Below are 21,189 nucleotides of genomic sequence, written 5' to 3'. Positions count from 1 at the left end.
GACATCCTTCCCGGCCTATGGTCGTACGATCGTAATCCAATGGGTTGGAGCCCACGATGACCGGACGGCAGGCTGAGATGCGGGCCTTCATCGTTGATCGCTACGGAAAGAGCGGCAACGTGCTGCGAGCAGGTGACGTGCCGGAGCCCGAGGTGCGCGAGCACGACGTGCTGGTTCAGGTCCACGCCGCGGGCGTCAACGCCCTGGACGTCAAGATCAGGGACGGGGAGTTCAAGCTCGTCCTGCCCTACCGCCCGCCGTTCGTCCTGGGCAACGACGTCGCCGGTGTCGTGGTCAGGGCCGGAGCAGGCGTGCGGCGGTTCAAGCCCGGCGACGAGGTCTACGCGCGTCCGGACAAGGACCGGATCGGCACCTTCGCGGAGCTCATCTCCGTCAACGAGGACGACCTGGCGCCGAAGCCGAAGCGGCTCACGATGGAGGAGGCGGCCGCCGTCCCGCTGGTCGGCCTGACCGCCTGGCAGGCGCTGGTCGAGATCGCCGATCTGCGCAAGGGGCAGAAGGTCTTCATCCACGCCGGTGCCGGCGGCGTGGGGACGTTCGCGATCCAGCTGGCGAAACATCTCGGCGCCACCGTGGCCACGACGACCAGTGCGGCCAACGTCGACCTGGTCAAGCGCCTCGGCGCCGATGTCGTGATCGACTATCGCAAGGACGACTTCGAAACCGTCCTGCGCGACTACGACGTGGTGCTGAACAGCCTGGACGACGAGACGCTCAGGAAGTCACTGCGTGTGCTGAAGCCCGGCGGGAAACTCATTTCGATCTCCGGCCCGCCGGATCCCGCCTTCGCGAGGGAGATCGGCAAGCCGTGGACCCTGGGGCCGGTCATGCGCGTGCTGAGCCGTCGGATCAGGAAAGCCGCCCAACGTCGCCAGGTCAGCTACTCGTTCCTCTTCATGCGGGCGAACGGGAAGCAGCTGAGTGAGATCACCTCTCTCATCGACTCCGCGGTCATCACACCGGTCATCGACCGGATCTTCCCCTTCGAATCGACCAACGAGGCCTTGGCGTACGTCCAAAAAGGACGCGCCAAAGGCAAGGTCGTCGTCAAGATCAAATAGAGCCGAGGAGACGTCATGGACGTGATCACCACCTACAAAGCAGCAGAGACCAGGACCATCGACATCGGCGGGGTGACGTTCGCCTACCGTCAGCTCGGCCCGGACGGCGGCACGCCCGTCATCTTCCTCAACCACCTGAGCGCGGTGCTGGACAACTGGGACCCCCGCGTCGTCGACGGCATCGCCGAGAAGCGCAGGGTGATCACGTTCGACAACCGGGGAGTCGGTGCCTCACAGGGCACGACACCACGTTCGGTGGCCGCGATGGCCCGCGACGCCATCGCCTTCATCCGGGCACTGGGCCACGACCAGGTCGACCTGCTCGGCTTCTCGCTGGGCGGCTTCGTCGCCCAGGTGATCGCCGAGGAGGAACCGCACCTCGTCCGCAAGCTCATCCTCGCCGGCACGGGCCCGGCCGGCGGCAAGGGCATCGACAAGGTCACGCGGGTCACCGTGCTCGACATCCTGAAGGCCACGCTCACCTTCAAGGATCCCAAGGAGTTCCTCTTCTTCACCCGGACGGCCAATGGCAAGGCGACGGCCCGGCAGTTCGTGAACAGGTTGAAGGAGCGGACGGACGACCGTGACAAGCCGATCTCGGTCACGGCTTTCCGCAACCAGCTCAAGGCCATCCACGCCTGGGGACGCCTTCAGCCCTCCGACCTGACCGCCATCCGGCAGCCGGTCCTGGTCGCCAACGGCGATCACGACAGGATGGTGCCGAGCAGCAACTCGGCCGACCTGGCCCGGCGCCTGCCCAACGCCCGGCTCACGCTCTACCCCGACGCCGGCCACGGCGGCATCTTCCAGTACCACGACGAGTTCGTCGCCGAAGCTCTGAAGTTTCTGGAGTCGTGACCGCGGGCGGCGCTGCCGCCCACCGGTAAATCGATCGCTTGCGGATCATCACGGGTGCTACGCACTACGGCGTGTGGCGCTACCTGATCTCCGCGGGGACGGCTCGCCTGGCGGACGAGATGCTCGTGCTGGCGTTGGTTCTGCTGGTCAGGTGGCGCACCGGCGACGACGTCCTGTCCGGTGTGGTGCTCGCCGCCTACACATTCCCGTCGATCGTCTCCGGCCCGCTGCTCGGCGCGTGGCTGGACCGCGCCCGCAGGCCCGCGATCGCGTTGGCGGGCAACCAGTTCGTGCTCGGCGTCATGGCGTGCGCACTGGTGTTCGCGGACGCGGGCTGGATGCCCGTGCTGGCGTTCGCCGCAGGGTTGACGTTGCCGTTGACCAGCGGCGGGTTCACCAGCATGCTGCCCAGGCTGGACGCCGACCTGCCGCGCGTCACCGCGTACGACTCGATGCTCTTCAGCGCCTCGGCGGTGGCAGGGCCGGCGCTGACCGGCGTCCTGTCCGCCGCGATCTCACCGGTGACGGCCGTGGTCGTGATCTGTGCGTTGTCCGTGGCCGGAGGGCTGTGCACGGTGACGCTCAAGCTCGGCCCGGCACCGGAGTCGAGTCACGGGTCGCTGCGCGCGGCCCTTCGTGCGGGAGCGCGGCACATGGTGCGCACCCGGCCGTTGCTGGCCGCGACGGTCACGTCCGTGCTGAGCCACGGCGCGATCGGCGTCCTGGCGATCGCACTGCCCGCACACGTCGTGTCGCTCGGGCAGCGCGACGGCCTGGCTGGTCTCGTGTGGGCGGTGCTCGACGTCGGTTGTGTCGTCTCGCTGGTGGTCATGCGGCGTCATCTCGCCCGGTGGCCGCCCGAGCGGATCCTGTTCACGACCGTCGCCCTCTACGGCCTGTCGCTGGCCCTGTGGCCGGTCGCGCCGAACTTCGCTGTGCTGCTCGGCCTGGCGCTGCTGTCCGGCACCGTCATGGGGCCGACGCTGGCGTCCCTGATCACCGCCAGGCAGCGCTACTCGCCAGCCGATCTGCTGGGTCAGGTGTCCACGACCGGCGCGAGCATGAAGATCGGCGCTTACGCGCTGGGCGCGGCGATCGGCGGACCGTTGCTGGGGCTGGGATCGAGCACGGTTCTGCTGATCGTTGCCGCGTGCCAGCTGGTGGCGGTGGCGGCCGGGTTGCTGGCAATGATCAGCTCGGTGGACACGCCAGCAGCATGACCGCGATCAACGCCGCGGACGCGGTGACGGCGGGAAGCGCCATGGCGGTGATACCGGCGATCCCGCAGGAAACCAGTCTGCGGGTCCGGTTCGGCATCCGGCGGCGGCGTTGCAGGCGGTCCAGCCGCGTGCCCAGCGCGTCTCTGCTCATCGCGAGCGCGGAGTTCGGAGCGCCGTGGCGGGACACCCGCATCAGTGCGGCACGGACGGTCTCGACGCCGTGGGTGCGCGCGGAGGCCAGGTCGGCGGCCATCTCGACGAGTTCGCGGATCGTCGTCGCCGCTCGCTTGAACAGCGGCAGGACCGGCAGCGTGGCTGCTACGGCGTCCGCGGCGGCGACCAGCAGGTGGTGGCGGCCGTCTAGGTGGGCTCGCTCGTGGTCGAGCACGGCGTGGACCTGGCCCGGGGTCAGGTGACGGTGCAGTCCTTCCGTGGCGACGACGACGCCGGGCTTGCCGGCGAGGCTGAACGCCAGCGGACGGTCGTGGTCCAGCCACACGGTCGGATGTGCACCGGCTTCCCGCCGTCCGGCGACGCGCAGGACCGAGAGGTGTTCCTCGCGGGCGCGGGCGCGTTGCCGGGTGCTGCGGGCGCCGACGACCACCAGCCGGGCGAGGAGGGCCGTCAGCAGCGCGCCACCGGTCAGGCCGCTGATCACCTCGACGGTAGGCGTGGTGCCGTGCTGCACCGATTCCCAGCAGTGGTGCAGGGAGTCGAGGACGCCGAGGCCGTGCTCCGGCAGCACGAGCAACACCACGGCCACGGTCGAGGTGATCACGACTGCGGCGACCGAGGTGATCCATGCGACCAGCGCAACCACGGGGTCGCTGATCCGCCACAGCACGCGCGGCGCCAGCCAGCCCACCACGGCGGACCCGAGCAGCAGCGCCAGCGCGACCGTCATCGTCCCGAGGCTTTCCTGCGCAACGCGCGGCGCAGCACGGCCGACTCTTCGGCGGTCGCGGACTGTGCGAAGTGCAGCAGCGCGGCTTCCGGGTCGCCGGAGGCGATGAGCACGTCTCGTACGGCGTTCGCGGCGGCTTCGGCGCGGCTGATCGTGGGCTGGTACCGGTAGGCGTTGCCCTCGAGTTCGCGCGTCACCCAGTCCTTGCGGTGCAGGTTGTCCAGCACGGTGAGCACGGTGGTGTAGGCGAGTTGTTTGCCGGTGTCCAGCCGTTCCAGCACCTGGCGCACCTTGAGCGGCTCTCGGGCGTGCCACAACACGTCCATCACCGCGGCTTCCAGTTCACCGAGTCCGTGCATCGCTCACGCCCTTCCTGCAGAACGAGAAGTATGCCTGCGCGACCGGACGTCACCCTAACCTGAACATGCATGTTCGACTTAAGGAGCGAGCATGAGCCGGACGGCCGTGCGAACGAACTGGTGGGTGCTGGTGCTGCTGTGCCTCGCCCAGTTCATGGTGATCCTGGACGTGACGGTCGTGAACGTCGCGCTGCCGGTGATCGCGACCGATCTCGAACTGGACCGCGCCGCGCTGACGTGGGTGGTCACCGCGTACACGCTGTGCTTCGGCGGCCTGATGCTGCTGGGCGGCCGGCTGGCCGACACGATCAGCAGAAGGGGCGTGTTCCTGACCGGGCTCGCCGTGTTCACGGTGGCGTCGCTGGCCTCCGGGCTGGCGGGAAGCGCGACGGCGCTCGTGGCGGCCCGTGCCGCACAAGGCGTCGGCGCGGCGTTGCTGTCCCCGGCGGCGATGTCGATCGTCACCACGACCTTCCACGGGCAGGAGCGCAACCGCGCACTCGGCGTGTGGGCGGCCATCGCCGGAGCGGGCGCCGCGGCCGGAGTCCTGCTGGGCGGCCTGTTCACCGCAGGGCCCGGTTGGGAGTGGGTGTTCTTCATCAACGTGCCCGTCGGCATCTTCGTCGCCGTGCTGCTGCCGCGACTGGTGCCGTCCGGCCGAAGTGGACGGACGCCGGGGAAGGTCGATCTCCCAGGCGCTTCGATCGCGGTACTGGCTGTCGGCGCGTTGATCTACGCGTTGGTGCGTGCGGGCGACACCGGCTGGGGCGGCGGTAGCACGCCGTACTTCCTCGCCGCCGGCCTTGTGCTGCTCGTGGTGTTCGTCGTCGTCGAACGCAGGGTCGCGGAGCCGTTGGTCCGGCTGGAGTTGCTGACCCGGCGCCCCGTGGTGGCCGGAAACCTGGTCATGCTGGCCGCGTCCGGTCTGCTGCTGGCGAACTTCTTCCTCAACTCCCAGTATCTGCAACACGTGCTGCGCCTCGACGCGCTCGAGACCGGGCTGATCTTCCTGCCGGTGGCGCTGGTGATCGGGCTCGGCACCCACCTCGGCGTTCGTGTCGTGAACCGGTTCGGTGGACGACCCGCCGTCGCGGCCGGCTTCGGCCTCGCCGCGGTGGGGGCGGTGCTCCTGGCCCAGGTTCCCGAGTCCGGGAACGCGGTGCTGGCGGTCCTGCCCGGCTTCCTGATCTCCGGTCTGGGGCTCGGCGCCACGTTCGTCACGGCGACGACCACGGCGATGGCGCACGTCGGCCCGCACGACGCGGGGACGACGTCCGGCCTGATCAACACCGGGCACGAGCTGGGCGCCACGCTGGGCATCGCGCTCGTGTCGACCGTCGCGGCCCTGAGCCTGCAGAGCGGCGGTCCGGTCGCGGGATTCGGTGCCGCGTTCACCGCGATGGGGATCGCCGCGGCCGTCATCGCTGTAGGAGCGACGCTGCTCGTGCCGGCGGGCCGCCCGCCCGCGATCGACGGCCCGGTGTTCGCGCACTGACCGGCCGTAGGCTTTCGGACGTGGCCACCACGGAGACCCGGCGCCGCGCCGACGCCGAACGCAACATCGCCGCCATCCTCGACGCCGCCCTGGTGCTGTTCACCGAGGAGCCGCAGTCGAGCATGGCGGCGATCGCGCGCGCCGCCGGCGTCGGCAGGGTCACCCTCTACGCCCACTTCCCGTCGCGCGAGGTGCTGCTGGAAGCCGTGCTGGACCGGACGATCGCCGAGGCAGGCGAAGTGATCAGGAAAGCGGCGCCGGAGGAAGGCACCGCGATGGAGGCGTTCCAGCGGCTGCTGCGGACGTCCTGGCACGTGCTCAACCAGCACCGCAAGCTGTTCGAGCTCGCCCAGCGAGAGCTCGGCCCCGTCCGGCTGCGGCAACGCCACCGCGACGTCGTCGACCACGTCGAGGGACTGCTCGCGCGAGGGCAGCGGGAGGGCCTGTTCCGCTCCGACCTGCCGATGAACTGGCTCGTGACCACCGTATACAGCCTGCTGCACGCCGCCGCGGAGGACGTCAACACCGGACAGCTCCAGGCGGAGGACGCCGCCGACGTGCTGGAGGCGACCCTGCTGCCCGCCCTCAAATCCTGAACCCGGTGACACCACGCGGCTTGTAGACGGCGAACTGCGTCCACGCACTGACCGCGGCTGGCACGTTGCCTACCAGTGCTGCAGTTCGCCGACTTGTCGCGGTCACCCTCGCCGGTCTCGGGCCGGCCTCCTGATGTGGTGTTCGCAACGAGTTCCCTACTGCTGCGGATAGTAGGTTGCTCACACGGGGCTGACACCGCCTCCCTAGGATGTCGGCCATGACGAGCAGCGGCACCCGAGCCGGGCGGGGACATCTCGCCCGGCTCGTCGTCGTTGCCGTGCTCGTCGGGCTGGCGCTCATGGTGGGTGTTCAGTGCAGCGACGGCATGAGCACCGCGATGCCGATGTCGCACAGCACGGCGATGGCGATGCCGATGGGCGAGCACGAGCCCGACATGGGCATGGGTGAGTCGCTCACCATGTGCCTCGTCCTCGTTGTTGCGGTTGCGGTCACCGCCGTAGTGCTCACACTGCCTGCTGTGCGGACAACCGTCGTGGCGCAAGCGCTCGGCGCTGTAGCGAGGCAGGAGAGTGCGCAGCGGCGTGCTCCGAGCCTGGCCAGGCTCTGTTCGCTGCGGATTTAGGAGAGGTCTGTCCAGACCGCGGTGCCCGCGGTTGCCGACGTGCGGTCTTCCGTTCCCTTCCTTCTCCACAGGAGTTGTTCGTGAACCTGCTTCCTGTCCTCGCCACCGGCTTGTTCGCCGGTGGTGTGTCCTGTGCCGCGGTGCAAGGTGGCCTGCTCACCGCGATGATCACTCGCCAGCGCGCCGCCGCCGGCGAGGAGACCTCCCCGCGCGACTGGCGGGTCCAGCTCGGTGACGACCTGGCTCCCGTCGGCGGTTTTCTCGCGGGCAAGCTGGTCTCTCACACCCTGCTGGGCGCGTTGCTCGGTGCGCTCGGCAGCGTCGTCGAGATCTCCGTCGGTGTCCGCACCTGGTTGCAGATCGGCGCGGGATTGCTGGTCGTGGTGTTCGGATTGGCGCAGCTCGGCGTTCCGGGTTTCCGCCGCATCGTGATCGAGCCGCCCATCTCGTGGATGAAGATCGTCCGCAGCCGCGCCCGGTCGCAGTCCGCGTTCGCCCCGGCGGTGCTGGGGTTCGTCACCGTGTTGATCCCGTGCGGAGTGACGCTGTCGGTGGAGGCGCTCGCGCTCACCTCCGGCTCCGCGCTCATGGGTGCCGCGACGATGGCGGTGTTCGTGCTCGGAACCGCGCCGCTGTTCGCGATCCTTGGTTACGCCGCGCGCAAAGCCGCCACGGCGTGGAAGGGGCGGCTCGGTGTGGTGACCGGGCTCGTAGTCGTCGTGATGGGGCTCTACACGCTCAACGGTGGTCTTGAGCTCGCTGGTGCGCCGTTCTCCGCGAGCCGCATCGCCGAGGCGGCCTCGAGCGACGACGCTCCCGCGGACACCACGGCCGTCAGCGTCGTGGACGGCAAGCAGACCGTCGTGATCACGGCGCGGACGGGCGCGTACAGCCCGGACAACGTGCGGGCACAGTCCGGTCTGCCGACCACGCTCGTGGTGAAGTCCGACAAGGCGGAGGGTTGTGTGCGGTCCTTCGTGGTCCGCGACCAGGAGAAGATCCTGCCGGTCACCGGTGAAACTCGTATCGAACTCGGTGTGCTGCAACCAGGTCGCTTGGACTACGCCTGCAGCATGGGCATGTACACCGGCGTCATCACCGTCGCCTGAGGGAGGAGTCCGCTGTGGCCACGACGCACGTGTTCGAAGTCAGCGGTATGCATTGCGGCAGTTGCGCTTTGCTCATCGACGACGCGCTCGAAGATCTCCCCGGCGTGCTCAGCACGCAGACCGCGGTGAAGCAGGGACGCGCGACGGTCGTGCTGGACCCGAGCCGCAGCAGCCCGGACGACGTGGTCCGCGCGATCGAGGAACTGGGTTACCAGGCCTCGTTGATGTCCTGATCGGTACTGGTGTGGTGGGTGTGGCACCGCCCACCACACCAGAGTTCAGCCGAGCGCGCTGATGAGATCGCGGCAAGCCTGCTCACAACGACGACAAGCTTCCGCGCACACGCGGCAGTGCTCGTGCATCTCGGCGTGCGATGCGCACTCGTCGCCGCACGTCTGGCAGACCGTTGCGCAGGCCGCGAGGATCGCGCGGGTGAGGTTCGCGTCGTACCCGGTGTGACGGGAGAGCACACGGCCGGTCGTGTCGCAGATGTCCGCGCAGTCGAGGTCGGTGCGGACGCACTTGACCAGTTCGGCGACCATTTCCTCGCTCAGACAGGCGTCCGCGCACGCGGTGCAGGCCTGCGCGCACTCGAAGCAGGCGTCGATGCACCGGGCGACCGCCGTGCGGTCCACGTCGCCGAGGTCGGCGGGGTAGGTCCGGAGCATCTCGGCTGCTTGTGTCATGGCTGGTCCTCCTTCGCTGACAGTCAACTTCAGCGGAGTACCCGTGCCGCAGGACGCCAATCGACTACCCGGCCTAGTAGGCCTTCTAGCGAGCCAGGAAGTCGGTGATGCGGCTTGTCCAGGTCTGCACGTCGGGGACCGTGGCCGACACGTGCAGGGTCGATTCGGGCAGCAGTTCGTGGAGACGCTCTGCGGTCGAGACGGGGTGCAGCGGGTCGGTGTCCCAAGTGAGGATCAGGGCCTGGTGCGGCAGGGCTGCGATCTCCTCTGGCGCGGGGAGGTCCGACTCGCCGATGCCGCGCAGGATCGGGGCGAGCAGCTCGTCCGGGATGTCAGGGGTCAGGTCGAACGCCGGGTAGTCGGCGAAGATCGGCAAAGGCTCTCGTTGCGCCCACTCCTGTCGCCAGTGCGCGGCGCCGCGCGACTCGATGGTCTCGGCACTGTCGGTGTACCACTGCCGCGCCTGGTTCGGGCCTTCCTCCCACGCCACCGGCGGAATGATCAGCACGAGACGGCGGAAGCGCTCGGGCGCGGCGATGGCGGCGCGCAACGCGACGTCGCAGCCCAGTGAGGAGCCCATGAAGTCGATCGGCTCGTCGAGGCTCAGCTCGTCCAGCAGGGCGAGCAGGTCGAGGGTGAAGTTCTCGAAGCGGTAGTCGTCGGCGATCGGGCGGCCAGTTGAGTGTCCGTGGCCGCGCTGGTCGTAGGTCAGCAGCTGACGGCCGGTCGCGAGGCCGTCGAAGTCGAGAAGGTGAAGCCGGCGGACCGCCGCGCGGCTGAGGAAGACGCCGTGGGCGTAGCCGAGAAGTGGTCCGGATCCGGTGAGCTCGTACGCGATCTTGGCGCCGGCCCTGGTCACATACCTGTCCTGCATCACTGCCCCCTCAGTGTGTGGAAGTGGTCCGGCTCGCAGACGTGCGAGCCGGACCACGGATCAGACGGTCTGCTTGTTCGCGCTGCGGAATCCCCGCAGTCGCAGGCTGTTGCTCACCACGAACACCGAGGAGAACGCCATCGCGGCCCCGGCGATCATCGGGTTGAGCAGGCCGAGCGCGGCCAGCGGCAAGGCGGCCACGTTGTAGGCGAAGGCCCAGAACAGGTTGCCCTTGATGGTGCCGAGCGTCCGGCGTGACAGGCGGATCGCGTCGACCGCCGCGCGCAGGTCGCCTCGCACGAGCGTGAGGTCGCTGGCCTCGATGGCGACGTCCGTGCCGGTGCCCATCGCGAGCCCGAGGTCGGCCTGGGCGAGTGCCGCGGCGTCGTTCACGCCGTCGCCGACCATGGCGACCACGCGTCCTTCGGCCTGCAGCCGCTTGACCACCTCGACCTTGTCCTTCGGCAGGACCTCTGCGATCACCTCTTCGATGCCGACCTCGGCGGCGACGGACTTGGCCACCGCCTCGTTGTCGCCGGTCAGCAGCACCGGCCTCAGGCCGAGCTGACGCAGTCCGGTGATCGCCTCGGCCGAGGTGGGCTTGACCGTGTCGGCCACGACCAGCACACCGCGTGCCTCGCCGTCCCATGCCACCAGCACGGCGGTACGGCCCTTGTCCTCCGCTTCCTTCTTCGCGGTCGCGAGGTCTTCGCCGAGCCGGACGCTCCACTCTTCGAGCAGCCGGGCGCGGCCGACCAGGACGGCGTGTTCGCCGACGACACCCTGCACGCCAAGGCCTTCCAGGTTCTGGAAGCCCTCGACCGCCGGAAGTTCTCCGACGCGTTCGGTGGCGCCGGTGGCGATCGCCTTGGCGATCGGGTGCTCGGAGGCGTGTTCCAGTGCACCGGCCAGGCGCAGCACCAGTTCCTCGTCGACACCGTCGGCGGCGTGCACGTCGACCAGGCTCATCTGCCCGGTCGTGACCGTGCCGGTCTTGTCGAGCACGACCGTGTCGACGCGACGGGTCGACTCCAGCACCTCGGGACCCTTGATCAGGATGCCCAGCTGCGCGCCGCGACCGGTGCCGACCAGCAACGCCGTCGGCGTGGCCAGGCCGAGCGCGCACGGGCAGGCGATGATCAACACCGCGACGGCGGCGGTGAAGGCCGCCGAGGCACCCGTGCCCGCGCCGAGCCAGAACGCCAGCGTGCCGACGGACAGGGCGATGACGATCGGGACGAAGACCGCGGAGATCCGGTCGGCGAGGCGCTGAGCCTCCGCCTTGCCGCTCTGCGCGTCCTCCACGAGCTTGGCCATCTGCGCGAGCTGGGTGTCCGCGCCGACCCGCGTCGCCCGCACGACCAGGCGTCCGCCCGCGTTGACCGTGGCGCCGACGACGCTGTCACCGGCGGCGACCTCGACCGGAACGGACTCGCCGGTGATCATGCTCATGTCGACGGCGGAGCTGCCCTCCTCGACCACGCCGTCCGTGGCGATCTTCTCGCCAGGACGCACGACGAACCGGTCGCCGGCCCGCAGGTCGTCGACGCTGATGCGCTCTTCGCGTCCGTCCCGCAGCACGGCGACGTCCTTGGCCCCCAGTGCGAGCAGGGCACGCAGCGCGGCACCCGCGCGGCGCTTGGACCGCGCCTCGAAGTAGCGCCCGGCCAGGATGAACGTCGTCACGCCCGCGGCGACCTCGAGGTAGATGTTGCCCGCGCCCGACATGCGCTGGACGGTCAGGTCGAAGCCGTGCGTCATGCCAGGAACGCCTGCCGTGCCGAAGAACAGCGCGTACAGCGACCACAGGAACGCCGCACCGACACCGAGTGAGATCAGCGTGTCCATGGTCGCGGCGCCGTGCCGGAGGTTGGTCCACGCCGCCTTGTGGAACGGCCACGCGGCCCACACCACGACGGGTGCGGCGAGCGTGAGCGAGAGCCACTGCCAGTAGGTGAACTGCAGCGCGGGGATCATCGCCAGCGCGATCACCGGCACGCTCAGCACGATGGAGGTGATCAGCCGCTGGCGCAGCGGCCGGGTGGGGTCTTCCTCCTCGACCTGCACGTCGGTCTTCGGGGGAGCCGGAAGCTCTGCGGTGTAGCCGGTGTTCTCGACGACCTTGACGAGGTCCTCGGCGGTCAGCGACTCGGGGAAGCTGACCCGCGCCTTCTCGGTGGCGTAGTTGACCGTCGCCTGCACGCCTTCGAGCTTGTTCAGCTTGCGCTCGATGCGTGCGGCGCAGGAGGCGCAGGTCATGCCGCCGATGGACAGTTCGATCTCACTTGCCGGTGAGGTCATGGAACGCGCCTCCTCTTCAACGACGTCGTGCTCAGCCACCGTGACCACCGTGGCCGTCGGTCGGCGTGGGCGTGGCGGTGGTCGGTGCCGGAGCGGGTGCGGAGCCGCTGGTGCTGAGCGTGAAGCTCGCCGTGCGGACCTTGCCCTCGTGCTGGAAGTCCAGGAACAGCCGGTAGCGGCCCGACGTCGGCACCTCGACCGCGAACTTCACCTCGGGGCCCGCACCGGGCGCGTCCTGCGGATGCACGTGCAGGTAGGCGAGATCGGCCGCGCGCAACGCGACCAGATGGCCGTTCGCGCCGAGGTACGGCTGCAGGTCCGTCACGGGCTTGCCGTCCTTCGTGACCGTGGTGGTCACGGTGGACTCGGCGCCCGCGGTGAGATCGCCGGTCAGCCGGACGACGTAACCATCCACTGTGGACTCGCGAGAATCCTCGGTGAACTGCTGCGGCTCGTACGCGCCGGCGACCTGGACGTCCGCGCCCAGCGTGGTCTTCGCACCGTTCTCGGGCTTGAAGTCCGCGAAGACGCGGTAGCTCCCGGCTGCGGGAAGGGTGAGCGGAACCGACCAGGTGCCGTCCGCGGCCATCTCCGGATGCACGTGCTGGAAGCCGGAGCCGTCCCTGCGCACCAGCACGAGGTGGAGCTTCTTCTCGTGCTCCACGTCGAACTTGGTCACGGTGTCACCGCTGACCGTTCCGATCCTGAAGCTGAAGGTCTGCTGTGCCTGGGCGGCCAGGGTGTTCTGCGTCAGGGTGAGCACGTAACCGTTGTCCGCGACGGAAAGACCGGGCGGGAGCTTGCCTTCCGCCTTGCTCTGGCCCGAGGCGGGCTGCTCGGCGCCGTGCTCCGTCGCGTTCGGCGTGGACGGACCGCCGAACGGTCCCGCGGCGCGCCGGCGGCCCATGCGCCGCCGAAGACGATCGCCAGCACACCCGCGTAGGCGGCCACCTTCGTGGCGGTGTTCATCTGGCTCTCCCTCAGCTGGTGACCAGCGTGTAGCCGGCCTCGGTGACGGCGGCACGGACGTCGCCCTCGGCGACGGGCTGGTCGCTGGTGACGGTGACCCTGCCGCTGTCGAGCTCGACGGCCACGTTCCGCACGCCGTCGATCTGACTGATCTCCTCGGTCACCGAGCTGACGCAGTGCCCGCAGGTCATGCCGCTGACGGTGAACACGGACTCGGACATCGGGTGCTCCTCGGATGTGGTTCGAAAACGTCGGAATCAGGAGCGGACCAGGCGAGCGATGGCGTTGCTGGCCTCGGCGATCTTCTCGTCCGCGGTCGTGCCGCCCTCGGTGATGGCCTGGCTGACGCAGTGCTTCAGGTGCTCGTCGAGCAGGTTGAGCGACACCGACTGCAACGCCCTGGTCGCGGCGGAGATCTGGGTGAGGACGTCGATGCAGTAGTCGTCGTTCTCGATCATCCGCTGCAGTCCGCGCACCTGACCCTCGATGCGTCGCAAGCGCCGCAGGTGGTCGTCCTTGTTGTCGGTGTAGCCGTGCATCTGCCGCTCCTGTCAATCGGTCCGCCGCGCGGCCGGTCGTGGATGACCGGGGGAACGGCGGGCTCTTGCCACCTTTATACCCATGGGGGGTACCCGTACGCAAGGAATCTGCTGATACAGGTGGGGGGTATCTGACGTGACGTCGCACTCAGTGTCCGGCCGGGTACGGTCAGGCGTCGGATTTGCATGCCTTGCAGCAAAAAACGCCGGACGGGAGCGCTGCACGCTCTCCGTCCGGCGTTTCGCCGGGTCAGCTCGACTTGAGCAACGACTGCATCTCGGTGATCTCAGCCTGCTGGGCGGTGGTGATGTCCTGCGCCAGCTTCTTGGCGTCGGCGTTGCTGCCCTTCTCCTGCTGCGTCTTGGCCATCTCGACGGCACCCTGGTGGTGCTTGATCATCATGTCGAGCCACATGCGGTCGAACTCCGCACCGGTGGCGCCGTTGAGCTTCGCCATCTCCTCGGCCGTCATCATGCCCGGCATGGAGCCGTGGCCAGAGCCGTGATCCATGCCCGGCATCGACGTCGCGGTAGCGGCACCCCACTTCGTGAGCCACTCGTTCATCTTCTTGATCTCGGGGTCCTGTGCGGCCGCGATGCGCTTGCCGAGGTCGGTGACCTTGGGGTTCGTGCTCTTGGCAGGAACCATCGCCGCCATGTCCAGCGCCTGCTGGTGGTGCCCGATCATGTCCTGCGCGAACTTGACGTCCTGCTCGTTGTGGCCGTCCTGCTGGCCAGTGGCGGACGGCGGCGCGGTGGTCGAGCTGTGCTGCATGCCCGCCATGTCGCCACCGCCGCCGCAGCCGGCGAGGAGTGCGACCGCCGCCACGCCGGCGACACCGAAACCGATCAGGGACTTCCTCATCATGTGCAACTTTCTGTGCTGGGAACGTGACCGTCGGGGGAACCGGTGTCGATCACAGCCTCAGTACGCACAACGAGTTCAGCAGCCCGCGGCCGCCGAGCGGGGGAGGCCTCGCGGGTGCGCGTGGCCATGCGGGGGTGGAAGCGGCGGGAGCGTCTGACGGGCGGGCCAGGCGCAGCAGCAACCAGCCGAGCAGGAGCAGCGACGCCACGGCGCACAGGATCGCCACGCACATGTGCACCATGTCGTGTGCCGGTGCGGGCTCCGGTTCGTCTGGCGCGTGGTGGTGGTCGCCGTGAGCACTGGCCACGGCAGCGTGCCCGTCAGGCGTGTCCACGTTGACGTGGTGCATCCCGACGACGCCGAGGACGAGCAGGCAGAGCAGCGCCCACTGGGCCGCTGTCCGCTGCGTGCTCCCGATCATGCCACTACCGTACCTAGTAGGACCCATCACCGACGCTTACGGGTCACCGCATCGACTGGTTCACCTCGATCACCAGAATCGGGTGTTGACACCCCTAGGGGGTAGGGGCGTAAGGTGCTCGCGGAGATACCCCCTAGGGGTATCAGGGTGGCGACTTGAAGGGGAAAGTCATGGACCACGGCAGCACACAGCCGAGTCTGACCAAACTGGCCGTTTCCGCGACGCTGCACTGCCTCACCGGCTGCGCAATCGGCGAAGTCCTCGGCATGGTGATCGGTACCGCGTTGGGCTGGTCCAACCTGTCGACCATCGTGCTCGCCATCGCGCTGGCCTTCGTGTTCGGCTACTCGCTCACCATCCGTCCGGTGCTGAAGTCCGGCCTGCCGCTGCGTGCCGCGATCGGTGTGGCGCTCGCCGCCGACACCGTGTCGATCGCGGTCATGGAGATCGTCGACAACGCGGTGATGCTGGGCGTGCCCGGCGCGATGGAGGCGGGGCTGACCAGCTGGCTGTTCTGGGTGAGCCTGGCCTTCGCGCTGGCCGTGGCGTTCGTGGTGACCGTCCCGGTCAACCGCTGGCTGATCTCTCGCGGCAAGGGGCACGCCGTGGTGCACCAGTACCACGGTGGCGGCCACGAGGGTCATCACTGACCGAGCTTCTGACGAAGGGCGCATCCGAGGCCGGATGCGCCCTTCGTCGCGGCGGCTCAGATGCTGATGGAGCCGATGCGGCCGCGAGACGAGGCCACCATCGTCTGAAACTCGTCGTTCGTCCGCCCGACGCCACCACCCAGCGCCTGCAGCATCGCGTTGTGAGCCGTGGAAACCTGCTTCCACGCGGCGTTCACCTCGCCGAACTGACCACCCGCGTTGTCGAGCCAGTTCGCCTCCGCGATGCCCGCTTCCCGCTGCCAGGTCTCCATCTCCCCGGCCACCTTCGCGGCCGTGTCGAGGATCTGCTGCGTCATGTCGCCGAGCTGGGTGAAACTTCCCTTGATCACCATGATGATCTCCTTGTGGTGAACGGTGGTCAGGCCTGCAGTGCGCCGCCGAACGGGCTGTGCCCGGCGACGGAGGTGATGCCGGTGGCACTGGCGTCGTCGGCGCTTTCGTAGGTGGCGACGGCGACCGTGGTGTTCTCGCCCAGGCCGGTCAGCGCGTTGACCAGCCTGGTGACGCCCTGTTCCCACTGTTCGTAGACGGGCACGAACGCCTGGTACGCCTTTCCCTCCCACTGGCCGGCCAGCGCCGACACCGGGTGCCCCAGCTGCCGCTGGTGGACCTGGATCTGCTGCGCCACGTTGTCGGCCATCTGTGCTGCCCGCGCGACGATTTCCGGATCGAGATGAGCCTGATCCTGCATTGGAGCGGTCCCCTTTCCGTGGACGGACAAGGCGAACCTAGGTGTGGGGGAACACCTTCCGGGCCGCGGCGGCACCTTCCTGCCACGGGCGGCACCGCAGACGTTCACTCGGTCAGGATCGGCCCCAGTGCTGTGAGCGAGGAGGCTGATCTTGGCTACCGTGATGGTGAAGAGGCCGGCGCGCAGGCCGCCGCCGGAGATGCCCTCGGGTGAGGTGGTGCTCGAGGCGCCACCGGAGATCCCGGCTCCCTCCGGGCGCCAGTGGACGCACCTGATGAGCATGCTGCCGATGATCGCGGTCATGGCGGCGATGCTGATCATGTTCTCCGGCGGCATCGCGGGCGGTCTGCGCATCGCGGTGTTCGGGCTGTTCGCCCTGGCCATGCTCGGCATGGCCGTGATGGCGTTCGTCAACGGTGCGGGCCCGGCAAGCGGGAGATGGGGCAGGCACGGCGTCAGTACCTGCGTCGGCTGGCGCAGCACCGCGTCCGTCTGCTGAGGACGGTCCGCAGGCAGCGAGTCGCGTTGTTCTACCTGCATCCCGACCCGGAGGCGCTGCAGTCGGTGGTCGCCGGCTCCCGGTTGTGGGAACGCAGGCCGGAGGACGGCGACTTCGCCGTCACGCGGGTCGGTGTCGGCCCGCAGAGCCCGGCCACGACGCTCGTCGCACCGGACACCCTGCCGCTCGAACAGCTGGAACCTTTGTCCGCGTTGGCCTTGCGCCGGTTCATCACCACCTACGGTGAGATCCCCGAGCTGCCGCTCGCCGTCGCAGTCACCGGTTTCAGCCACATCCACGTCCGCGGTGACCGGTCGGGGGCGGCCGGCCTCGTGCGGTCGATGCTCGCCCAGCTCGCCGCCCTGCACGCCCCGGACGACCTGCGCGTCGCGGTGTGCGTGGACTCGAATGCGCGGGCGCACTGGGAATGGGTCAAGTGGTTGCCGCACGCGCTGCATCCGCACAAGACCGATGCGCTGGGACCGGTGCGGCTCGTGGCGCCGTCCGTCGCGGGAATCGAGGCGATGCTGGAGGACCTGCTCGCGCAGCGCCCCCGGTTCGACCCGGCCGCGCCGCGTGGTGCGAGCCCGCATCTGGTGGTGGTGCTCGACGGTGGCCGGATCACGGGCTCGGAGCACCTGATGGCCGGAGCGGGTGTCGAGGGCGTGACGATCATCGATCTCACCACCGCACCGCCACGTGCACTCGACCGCACCGCCCTGGTCTTCGACGTCGCCGCCGACGGACGTCTCACCGCGACAACGATCGAGGGCGAGACGGAACTCGGCCGGGCTGACGCGATCGACCTGGTGACCGTCGAAGGTCTCGCCCGGCAGCTCGCGCCGTTGCGGCTGACCACGGCCACCCGAGGCGAGCAGCCGCTGCACGAGCTCGGTCTCGCCGAACTGCTCGACCTGGGCGATCCGTACGCGTTCGACCCCGCGCGGTGGTGGGGCCAGCGGCCCAACCGCGACCGGCTCCGCGTCATGTTCGGCATGCAGCCGGACGGTTCGCCGATCGAGCTCGATCTCAAGGAGTCCGCGCAGGACGGAATGGGCCCGCACGGCCTGCTCATCGGCGCGACCGGGTCGGGCAAGAGCGAGCTGTTGCGGACGCTGGTGCTCACGCTCGCCCTCACCCATCCGCCGAACTCGCTCAACTTCGCGCTGGTCGACTTCAAGGGCGGTGCCACGTTCAACCGCCTCGACAAGCTCCCGCACACCAGCGCGGTCATCACGAACCTCAAGGACGAGCTGCCACTGGTCGACCGGATGACCGACGCGATCAGCGGTGAGCTCATCCGGCGGCAGGAACTGCTGCGCGCCAGCGGAAACTTCTCGTCCCTGCACGACTACGAGAAGGCGCGAGCCGCCGGTGCGCCGCTGCCGGAGGTCCCGACGCTGCTGGTCATCTGCGACGAGTTCAGCGAGCTGCTGACCGCCAAGCCGGACTTCATCGACATGTTCGTCCAAATAGGACGAGTGGGTCGTGCGCTCGGTGTGCACCTGCTGCTGGCGAGCCAGCGGCTGGAGGAAGGCAGGCTGCGCGGTCTCGACGTGCACCTGTCGTTCCGGCTCGCGCTGAAGACGTTCTCCGCGATGGAAAGCCGCACCGTGCTCGGTGTCAACGACGCCTACGAGCTTCCGCGCGCGCCGGGGCACGGGTTCCTCAAGTTCGGCACCGAGCCGTTGATGCGCTTTCGCTCCGCGTACGTCTCGGGTGTGTACCGCCGTGCCGCCTCGGCTCCGGGACCGGCGCGGTCGCACGCACCGGACTTCCACGAGTATTCGACCTCCTACGTCGCTGCACCGGTTCCGGTCGAGCAGGAGAAGCCGGTGGCCGACGAGGACGACGCCGTCGGGGAAAGCTTGCTCGACGTCCTGGTCGACCGGCTGGAGGGCAGGGGGACACCCGCGCATCAGGTGTGGCTGCCGCCGCTGTCCGCACCGCCGTCGCTCGACGGCCTGCTGGGTCCGCTCGGCGAGGACCCGGCGCGCGGCCTGTGCGCGACATCGTCCGCGCACAACGGAAAGCTGCGCGCGGTGGCGGGCATCGTCGACCGGCCGTTCGACCAGCGGCGCGACCCGCTGGTCTTCGACTTCTCCTCGGCGGCGGGCCACTTCGTCGTGATGGGCGCGCCCCGCAGCGGCAAGAGCACCGCGCTGCGCACCGTGATCATGAGCCTCGCCGTGACGCACACCCCGAGGGAGACCCAGTTCTACTGCATCGACTTCGGTGGTGGCTCCCTCGCTGCCCTGCGCGGCCTGCCGCACGTCGGCGGAGTGGCCGGACGGCAGAACCCCGCGGCCGTGCGGCGCACGGTGGCCGAGGTGATGACCGTGCTGACCGAGCGGGAACGCAGGTTCGCCGACCACGAGATCGACGGCATCGCCGCCTACCGCGAGGCCCGTGCGCGTGGAGAGTTCGCCGATGACCCGTTCGGCGACGTGTTCCTCGTGATCGATGGCTGGCCGACGCTGCGCAAGGAGTTCGACGACCTCGAGGACAAGGTGTCCGACATCGCCGCACGCGGGCTGGCCTACGGAGTGCACGTGTTCGTCGCATGCTCGCGCTGGTTCGACCTGCGCCCGGCGATCAGGGACCTGTTCGGCAGCAAGGTGGAGCTGCGCCTCGGCGACCCCATCGACACCACAGTGGACAAAGCGGCGGCGCTCAACGTGCCGCTGGACTCTCCCGGTCGTGGCGTCACGACGTCGAAGCACCAGATGCTCATAGCGCTGCCCCGCGCGGACGGGGTGGAGACGGACACCGATCTGTCCCAGGCTTCTGCCGCTCTCGTGGCCGCCGTCACGCGGGCATGGCGGGGGGAACGGGCACCGTCCGTGCGCCTCCTGCCGCCGGCCGTGCCGTATCCGGACCTGCCAGCGCAGGACAACGATCTCCAGCTCACCATCGGCATCGCCGAGCACGACCTGCAACCCGTCCGCATCGACTTCGCGGCAGATCCGCACTTCCTGCTGCTGGGCGACGCCGAGTCCGGGAAGACGGCGTTCCTGCGCATGCTGGCGCGCCGGATCGTCGACAGCTACGCGCCCAGCGAGGCCCGCATCGTGATGATCGACCACCGCCGCGGCCTGCTCGGCGAGGTGACCTCGGACCACCTCATCGGCTACGGCACGGACCTCGCCAGCACGAAACGCCTGATCGGCGAGGCCGCGCGCGGGATGGCAGAACGACTGCCGGGCACGGACGTCACACCCGAGCAGCTGCGCGCCCGGAGCTGGTGGCGCGGACCGGAGCTGTTCGTGCTGGTCGACGACCACGACATGGTGGCCACGCCGCACGACGACCCGTTCGCCCCGCTGATGGAGTACCTGCCGCAGGGCCGAGACATCGGTCTGCACGTCGTGCTGGCCCGCCGCACCGGCGGTGCGGGCCGCGCCCTGTTCGCCCCCTTCATGTCCCGGCTGCGTGACGTCGGTTCCCCCGGCCTCCTGCTGTCCGGCGACAAGGACGAAGGACCACTGCTCGGCGGGCTCAAACCAGAACCGCTGCCCGCAGGCAGGGGCAGGTTCGTCACCCGCAAGCACGCGCCGCAGCTGGTGCAGCTCGCCTGGCTGCCCCCAACCGGATGATCGGAGTATCCACAATGGATGGTGCCCACCTCGAACCGCGAGCGGCCGACGATTTCGTCGCGCAGCTCACCCCGCCGAAAGGTGACGCCCTCGCGGGCTGGCAGCCGAGGCCGTGCGGCGGCGGTGTGCCGGAGTGTGCGGCGTTCACCTCGACGGAGACCGCCGCGCGCGACGCGATGACGAAGTTCCTCGCCGATCTGGCTCAGGTCTCGAGGCGTTCAAGCAGGTCGCGACCGCGTGCCGGAACGACTACATGAACACCGACGTGACGAGGGCCGACCAGATCGCCCGTGCACGCGACCACATCTCCGGGAAGGGATGACAGCCGTGGACATCGAGCAGATGAAAGCGATGGCCGAGGCCGAGCGGGAGCACGTCGACCGGCTTCAGGTGAGCATCGAGGCCTGGCAGAAGTATCTGACCGTGCTGGGTGAAGCCGACACCAGCCTGAAGAACGCGGCGACGCACACCAGCGCGGGGTGGACGGACAGCGCCGGAAAGCTGTTCGAGGCCAAGACGAAGGAGTGCTCGGCGGCCATCACGGCGGCCAGGGACGCGGTCGTCGGGTCGAACGTGCAGAACGTGCTCTCCACGCTGATGAGTGTGATCGAGCAGGAGTACAACGCCGTCATGGCCGCCTATGACGCGTACAAGGCGGCGGAGAAGATCCTCGACGTCCCCGGCATGGAGAAGGCGCTGCAGGACGCGGCCGCCGCGCTGCGCAAGATGGGCGCGGAGTTCCAGAAGGCCGAACAAGCCGTGCAGCAAGCGGTTGCGCCGCAGGGCAAGTCACCGGCGGGCGGCCCGGCGGCGTCCAGCGCGGCTCCGTCCGGTGCGAACCCGTCGGGCGCCTCTCCGTCGGGTGCG

25 protein-coding genes are annotated in these 21,189 nt (G+C 69.1%); 13 read left to right on the top strand and 12 right to left on the bottom strand.

Annotated elements, in window-relative coordinates:
* The first annotated feature begins 56 nt into the window (after nt 1-56).
* From FXN61_RS27170 to FXN61_RS27160, 3 genes are read left to right on the top strand one after another with little or no spacing between them, the layout of a single operon-like run.
* The gene (locus tag FXN61_RS27170; RefSeq protein ID WP_246292067.1) at nt 57-1,082 is read left to right on the top strand and encodes an NADP-dependent oxidoreductase; all 1,026 of its coding nucleotides are present in this window, start codon (nt 57-59) and stop codon (nt 1,080-1,082) included.
* A gap of 15 nt (nt 1,083-1,097) precedes the next feature.
* Nucleotides 1,098-1,940: an alpha/beta fold hydrolase gene (locus tag FXN61_RS27165; protein WP_167976855.1), complete on the top strand. Its 843-nt coding sequence runs from the start codon at nt 1,098-1,100 to the stop codon at nt 1,938-1,940.
* Between the two features lie 38 nt (nt 1,941-1,978).
* The gene (locus FXN61_RS27160) at nt 1,979-3,160 is read left to right on the top strand and encodes an MFS transporter (protein WP_246292066.1); all 1,182 of its coding nucleotides are present in this window, start codon (nt 1,979-1,981) and stop codon (nt 3,158-3,160) included.
* Here the strand turns inward: FXN61_RS27160 and FXN61_RS27155 are convergent.
* Together FXN61_RS27155 and FXN61_RS27150 are read right to left on the bottom strand one after the other, a co-directional pair.
* Nucleotides 3,132-4,064, bottom strand: a complete 933-nt coding sequence (locus FXN61_RS27155; RefSeq protein ID WP_167976854.1) for a M56 family metallopeptidase — start codon at nt 4,062-4,064, stop codon at nt 3,132-3,134. The two genes, FXN61_RS27160 and FXN61_RS27155, sit on opposite strands and share 29 nt — an antisense overlap.
* Complete coding sequence (locus FXN61_RS27150) at nt 4,061-4,423, bottom strand: BlaI/MecI/CopY family transcriptional regulator (RefSeq protein ID WP_167976853.1); 363 nt, start codon at nt 4,421-4,423, stop codon at nt 4,061-4,063. Before FXN61_RS27150 ends, FXN61_RS27155 begins: the two co-directional genes overlap by 4 nt.
* Nucleotides 4,424-4,514: 91 nt before the next feature.
* Here FXN61_RS27150 and FXN61_RS27145 point away from each other — a divergent pair, with 91 nt between their 5' ends.
* The 5 genes from FXN61_RS27145 to FXN61_RS27125 all read left to right on the top strand — a co-directional run bounded on the left by FXN61_RS27145 (nt 4,515) and on the right by FXN61_RS27125 (nt 8,440).
* Nucleotides 4,515-5,918, top strand: a complete 1,404-nt coding sequence (locus tag FXN61_RS27145) for an MFS transporter (protein WP_167976852.1) — start codon at nt 4,515-4,517, stop codon at nt 5,916-5,918.
* A 20-nt stretch (nt 5,919-5,938) separates the two neighbouring features.
* Nucleotides 5,939-6,514 (top strand): TetR/AcrR family transcriptional regulator, encoded by a 576-nt coding sequence (locus FXN61_RS27140; RefSeq protein WP_223165622.1) that lies wholly within the window; start codon nt 5,939-5,941, stop codon nt 6,512-6,514.
* 218 nt (nt 6,515-6,732) lie between these two features.
* Nucleotides 6,733-7,098: a hypothetical protein gene (locus FXN61_RS27135; protein ID WP_167976851.1), complete on the top strand. Its 366-nt coding sequence runs from the start codon at nt 6,733-6,735 to the stop codon at nt 7,096-7,098.
* Nucleotides 7,099-7,178: 80 nt separating this feature from the next.
* On the top strand, nt 7,179-8,207 hold the full coding sequence (locus FXN61_RS27130; RefSeq protein ID WP_167976850.1) for a sulfite exporter TauE/SafE family protein: 1,029 nt from the start codon (nt 7,179-7,181) through the stop codon (nt 8,205-8,207).
* Nucleotides 8,208-8,221: 14 nt separating this feature from the next.
* Entirely contained in the window at nt 8,222-8,440 is a 219-nt protein-coding gene (locus tag FXN61_RS27125) for a heavy-metal-associated domain-containing protein (RefSeq protein WP_167976849.1), read from the top strand.
* Between the two features lie 45 nt (nt 8,441-8,485).
* Here FXN61_RS27125 and FXN61_RS27120 read toward each other — a convergent pair whose 3' ends face one another.
* The 8 genes from FXN61_RS27120 to FXN61_RS27085 form a co-directional block, all read right to left on the bottom strand.
* On the bottom strand, nt 8,486-8,893 hold the full coding sequence (locus tag FXN61_RS27120) for a four-helix bundle copper-binding protein (RefSeq protein WP_167976848.1): 408 nt from the start codon (nt 8,891-8,893) through the stop codon (nt 8,486-8,488).
* An 85-nt stretch (nt 8,894-8,978) separates the two neighbouring features.
* On the bottom strand, nt 8,979-9,752 hold the full coding sequence (locus FXN61_RS27115; RefSeq protein WP_223165621.1) for an alpha/beta fold hydrolase: 774 nt from the start codon (nt 9,750-9,752) through the stop codon (nt 8,979-8,981).
* Nucleotides 9,753-9,827: 75 nt separating this feature from the next.
* On the bottom strand, nt 9,828-12,068 hold the full coding sequence (locus FXN61_RS27110) for a heavy metal translocating P-type ATPase (protein ID WP_167976864.1): 2,241 nt from the start codon (nt 12,066-12,068) through the stop codon (nt 9,828-9,830).
* 31 nt (nt 12,069-12,099) lie between these two features.
* Complete coding sequence (locus tag FXN61_RS27105) at nt 12,100-12,975, bottom strand: DUF8832 domain-containing protein (RefSeq protein ID WP_312878023.1); 876 nt, start codon at nt 12,973-12,975, stop codon at nt 12,100-12,102.
* Nucleotides 12,976-13,048: 73 nt separating this feature from the next.
* Entirely contained in the window at nt 13,049-13,258 is a 210-nt protein-coding gene (locus FXN61_RS27100) for a heavy-metal-associated domain-containing protein (RefSeq protein ID WP_167976846.1), read from the bottom strand.
* Nucleotides 13,259-13,294: 36 nt separating this feature from the next.
* Complete coding sequence (locus FXN61_RS27095) at nt 13,295-13,576, bottom strand: metal-sensitive transcriptional regulator (protein ID WP_167976845.1); 282 nt, start codon at nt 13,574-13,576, stop codon at nt 13,295-13,297.
* Nucleotides 13,577-13,826: 250 nt separating this feature from the next.
* Nucleotides 13,827-14,444: a DUF305 domain-containing protein gene (locus FXN61_RS27090; protein WP_312878022.1), complete on the bottom strand. Its 618-nt coding sequence runs from the start codon at nt 14,442-14,444 to the stop codon at nt 13,827-13,829.
* A 49-nt stretch (nt 14,445-14,493) separates the two neighbouring features.
* Nucleotides 14,494-14,865, bottom strand: coding sequence for a hypothetical protein (locus tag FXN61_RS27085; protein WP_167976844.1), 372 nt, complete (start codon nt 14,863-14,865; stop codon nt 14,494-14,496).
* Nucleotides 14,866-15,035: 170 nt separating this feature from the next.
* Here FXN61_RS27085 and FXN61_RS27080 point away from each other — a divergent pair, with 170 nt between their 5' ends.
* Nucleotides 15,036-15,515: a DUF4396 domain-containing protein gene (locus FXN61_RS27080; RefSeq protein ID WP_167976862.1), complete on the top strand. Its 480-nt coding sequence runs from the start codon at nt 15,036-15,038 to the stop codon at nt 15,513-15,515.
* A 56-nt stretch (nt 15,516-15,571) separates the two neighbouring features.
* Here FXN61_RS27080 and FXN61_RS27075 read toward each other — a convergent pair whose 3' ends face one another.
* Entirely contained in the window at nt 15,572-15,868 is a 297-nt protein-coding gene (locus tag FXN61_RS27075; protein ID WP_167976843.1) for a hypothetical protein, read from the bottom strand.
* 26 nt (nt 15,869-15,894) lie between these two features.
* Nucleotides 15,895-16,227: a WXG100 family type VII secretion target gene (locus tag FXN61_RS27070; RefSeq protein WP_167976842.1), complete on the bottom strand. Its 333-nt coding sequence runs from the start codon at nt 16,225-16,227 to the stop codon at nt 15,895-15,897.
* A 151-nt stretch (nt 16,228-16,378) separates the two neighbouring features.
* Between FXN61_RS27070 and FXN61_RS55710 the strand changes: the two genes are divergently transcribed.
* The 4 genes from FXN61_RS55710 to FXN61_RS27055 all read left to right on the top strand — a co-directional run.
* Nucleotides 16,379-16,726 carry a hypothetical protein gene (locus FXN61_RS55710; RefSeq protein ID WP_312878021.1) on the top strand — a complete coding sequence of 116 codons (348 nt, stop codon included), beginning with the start codon at nt 16,379-16,381 and terminating at the stop codon, nt 16,724-16,726.
* Nucleotides 16,666-20,322: a type VII secretion protein EccCb gene (gene eccCb / locus FXN61_RS27065; RefSeq protein ID WP_312878020.1), complete on the top strand. Its 3,657-nt coding sequence runs from the start codon at nt 16,666-16,668 to the stop codon at nt 20,320-20,322. Before FXN61_RS55710 ends, eccCb begins: the two co-directional genes overlap by 61 nt.
* 14 nt (nt 20,323-20,336) lie before the next feature.
* Nucleotides 20,337-20,579, top strand: a complete 243-nt coding sequence (locus FXN61_RS27060; protein ID WP_167976841.1) for a hypothetical protein — start codon at nt 20,337-20,339, stop codon at nt 20,577-20,579.
* Nucleotides 20,580-20,649: 70 nt separating this feature from the next.
* The coding region (locus tag FXN61_RS27055) for a hypothetical protein (RefSeq protein WP_167976840.1) at nt 20,650-21,189 on the top strand (540 nt) is incomplete at its 3' end.

The sequence above is a fragment of the Lentzea indica genome, from assembly GCF_012184385.1.
In the GTDB taxonomy this organism is placed as follows: Bacteria; Actinomycetota; Actinomycetes; order Mycobacteriales; family Pseudonocardiaceae; genus Lentzea; species Lentzea indica.
This window is presented reverse-complemented; position numbering and strand designations above follow the sequence as displayed.